Annotated in this window: 1 protein-coding gene; it reads right to left on the reverse strand. The window is 33.5% G+C overall.

The features are described from left to right. Window positions 1-828: 828 nt before the first annotated feature. A partial coding sequence (locus tag F6K13_RS20195; protein WP_287288168.1) for a tetratricopeptide repeat protein occupies window positions 829-4,415 on the reverse strand: 3,587 nt, incomplete at its 5' end.

The following is a 4,415-nucleotide window of genomic DNA, read 5'->3' on the forward strand; positions in this document are numbered from 1 at the left end:
TGGGGGACACTTTTGGGTAACTAATACTGATTCTGGGACTGTACCGATGCGGAGCATTATCGCCTGTCTTTTTTTTATTCAACTTTTTGAGGATTTTCTATTAATTTTATTAGTTGTTTATCTGTAATACCAATAATTTTTTTTTGTTGATGAGTGGATGATTATAAATATATTCTAATACATTAGACTAATTGCCAAAAGTAATTATCTACTTAGGTAACACTTCAGTTATTAAGTAATTAAACTATCCTAATATTTTTTTTTGCTAATTTGAGCATATTTAATATGAATTATTATTATTTTTACTTCTCCCCCACTCCCCCACTCCCATACTCCCATACTCAAGAAAATGTAGAAAAGTTTTTGAGAAATGGTGTTATTTATTTGGGGACAGCGTATATATAATTGGTCACTACAATTTTACCTTAATTTTGATTTTGGAGATGTCTAATGAAAAGCGCTGTAAAAATACATGATATAAATCAACATTTTGCTTCCTTTTATCTGAGGATATATTTTGATGATCAAAATAGGCAATTATAGTAGTTTAACTTAAAAATGAGACGTTTTTTCGTCTGAAACTCTCTCATAGCAAGAAAGCTTTGTCTCAATCTAAAGTAAATGACTATAATTTTGTGTGTCTACTAAATGCCTGGGCAAAAACTTACAGCGCTTTTCACTGGAGTAGACCACAAGGTTAGTCATCTATTGTGGAATTCGCAGCCCTCGTTTCACCTACCACCTAACACCTAACACCTAACACCTACCACCTAACTTTTTAACTGTGGTTTACCCATCTAAAAACTGCCGTAGTTTCCATGCCGATGTCTATGGGTCGTGCTCATCTTTAATACTATCAATAGTCTTGATAATCTTTTCGTATTCTTGTCGCTTTCCTTGTTTTTGATAAATTTCTGCTGCTTTGTGTAAATCATCAAGAGCAGCTTGAAAGTTTCCTAATTTCATATATCCTTCACTACGAAAAGAATAAGCGTGACCTAGATTAGGATTAATATCTAAAGCACTGCTTTGATCCTTAACCGCTTGAGCATAGTCTTTTAACTTCATATAAATTAGCCCTCGGTTAATATAAGCGTCTATTTTTCTCGGATACAATTTTAATACTTCGTTATAGTCTAGAATAGCTTGCTGCAAATCTCCCATTTCACAGTGAATTAAGCCCAAATTATAGTAGGCTAAACCATAGTTGGGGTTTATTTTTAGCGCTGCTTGACAATCAGCGATCGCCTCAGAAAAGCCTCCTAGTTTCAAACGAGCTAAACCTCGATTATTATAGGCAGGAACATAGTTGGGATTAATGCTTAGAGTCTGGCCAAAGTCATCAATAGCTCCCTGAAAATCTCCTGCTTGAAAGCGAGCATTTCCGAGATTATTATGTGCTTCGGCATAGTTAGGATTAATTTGTAGAGCTATTTCAAAGTCTTTCATTGCCCCTTTTATATCTCCTAGCCTAAACTTGGTAAAGCCTCGGTTATTATGACCTTCGGCATAATTAGGATTAATTTGTATAGCTGCTTCAAAGTCTTTCATTGCCCCTTTTATATCTCCCATTTTCAGACGTACAATGCCAAGGTCGTTATAAGCTTGATGATATTGGGAGTTGAGATGTATGGCAGTCTGAAAATCAGCGACCGCTCCGGGAAAATTTCCCAGACTTCGCTTAGTGTTACCTCGATGATAAAAAGCTTCTGCATTTTTGGGTTGAAGTTGTATTGCACGGTTTAAGTCTTCTAGAGCACCGCGATGCTCTCCAAGATCGAAACGAACTATACCTCGTTTGATATAAGCATCCACATAGTTAGGATTAATTTGTATAACCTGGTTAAAATCTTCTAGGGAACCATTGTTATCTCGCATCACACGACGGACTATAGCTCGGTTGTAAATGGCTTCAGGATGTTTAGGATTAAGTTTAATTGCTTGGTTGAAGTCGGCCATTGCTCCTTTTGTATCTTTCATGTCAAACTTAACAGCACCTCGTTGGGTATAAGCATCTACAACTTGAGGATTGAGTTTTAATAATGTGGTAAAGTCATTAATTGCACCTTGCTGGTCTCCAAGGGAACGACGGGCAATACCTCGATTATAGTAAGCTTCTATTTTTGTGGGATTAAATTTTATTGCTCGATCATAATCTGCGATGGCTCCTTGTGGGTCTCCTGCTTTAAAATGAACTACTCCTAAGTTATGGTAAATTTGAGAGTCTTGAGGATTAAATTTCAGAGCTTGAGAAAAAAGATTTATGGCTTGATTTAATTTGCCTAATTCTGCATAAGTTGCCCCTAAATTATGATAATTTTGGAGGTCTTTTGGTTCAAGTTTTAATGCTTTGTGAAAATTTGCTATTGCTGCCTTTAAGTTTCCCAATTGAGCCATTGCAATACCTTTGTTTTTGTAAAATTGATGATTATTTGGGTCTAGTATTATTGCTCGGTTATAGTTTTCTATAGCGCCAGTATTATCTCTTTTTTGTAGTTTAATTAGTCCTTGTTTATGTAGTTCGTTTACTCCTCGAAGGCGGCATTTTTTTGCTTTTTCTTCCATTCCTGCTATTTGATATTGAGTAATAGCTTTTTCCCATTGTTTTTTGTTTTCAAATTCTTTGGCTCTACACAATGCTGCTTTCTGAGGTATTTTGGCTAAGTCATATTCATAAGCAGCTTTAAGCCATTGTTTTTTCTCTTCAAATTCAATAGCTTGATATTCTGCTTTTTTTTCGGGAATATTCATCTTGCAGCGTTTAGAATTAGCAAAATTTTCGAGTTCTTCCCATTTTTTTGCTGCTGCTAACCATTTTAAGTTTACTTCCAAGTTGTAAGCTTCACAAATTTTTTGCCTCTGGTTTTCTCCAATTTTCACCCAACATTTTGCTGCTTCTTGCCATTTTTTTAATTTCTCAAATAGTAGTGCTGCTTCTTGCCATTCTCTTAACTCAACAAAAATTTTTGCTGCTTCATCATAAGCTTGTTTTTGAATTAATAATTTGGCTTGAGCTTGTTTTTCTAAAGTTAGATCGCCGGATTTAGTAAAGCATTCTTTTGCTTGTTGATAGAATCCTGCTTTTAAATAATATTCCCCTTGTTTATGCCATGTTTCTGAACTAGGATTTACGCGGTCGCTTCTTACTAATTCGGGAATTATTGACTGAAATAAACCTTGAAATTCTGGTTCTTGCCAGAGGGCACTAAGCTGTGATTCCCAAATATTTAATATTCTACTAGCGCGGGTAATTGCTACATAAAGTAAGTTTAATTCTAGTTGAAATGCTGGTTTTTCTTTTTCTTTTAGTAACCCACCTCGTATAACTTTACCCCAAAGTTTTTTTGTAGGCTGAAAAAATTCTACGAGAAAAACTGTATCAAATTCTAATCCTTTTATTTCTTCAATTGTAAAAACAAAACTAGAATTTAGTTCGGCTCTAATTTTTTCTTTATCTGATTCTTGTCTGACTAAAATAGCATCACCAGGATATAAAGATGTTTCTTTTAATGTTTTTATTAATGTTTGATAATCTGCTGAAATCGTCCTAGCTAATTGACCCTTACTACTGTTTGTAATAGAATAACTTCCTGTAGGTTCTGCTAAGTATCGAGAACGTAATTTTAGTAGTTGATTCGCTAAATTTACTAAGCTTCCTACACTACGAAAATTAAACTTTAAAGTTTGTCTATCTACTTTTCTGTGAGGATAAAATTTATGTTTTAGTTTTTCCCATTGAAAACCACTAGGACTAATCATCTGATAAGAGTCTCCAGCAAAAAATAAATTTCCATTGGGATTAACTAACTTAAATAATAACTCTAATTGTATTTCTGTTAAATCTTGTACCTCATCACAAACAATCAGATCGTATTTTTCACTATAATTATTTTCAATCAATCTCAACACTTTTCTGACTAAATCTATTTCATCATATAATTTTTCTTTTTGAAGTTTTTTTTGATACCATGTTGCAATTTTATAGATTTCTCTACGATGTCTTTCCTCCAGACAAGTCATACTATTTTTACTGATTTCTTCGTAAGCTTTTTCAGACAAAAGATATTCTGTTATAGATAGTTGTTTTCCTTTAATAGCACTTCTAATTTCTTCCCACACTAAAGACGTTGGATATTGTTTTTTTCGAGGATGTGCCTTGTACATTTCCGAAAAAACTTGATAGTTTACTTCATTTTGATGATGATATTCTTGATGATAAGTACTCAGAACTTCCAAACATAGTTTATGGAGATTTTTAAATTCAAAAATTGTTTGATTTATTTGATTACTTTCTGCTTTTTCTAATTCACTACCTGCAACTATTTTATAAAATTGTTCTTCTGCATTATTAACTAGCAAATGATTATAGGCTATATATAAACGTTTCCCTGAATTGTTATACTCTCTTTTTTGCA

The sequence above is a fragment of the Okeania sp. SIO2B9 genome (assembly GCF_010672505.1).
Lineage (GTDB): Bacteria > Cyanobacteriota > Cyanobacteriia > Cyanobacteriales > Microcoleaceae > Okeania > Okeania hirsuta.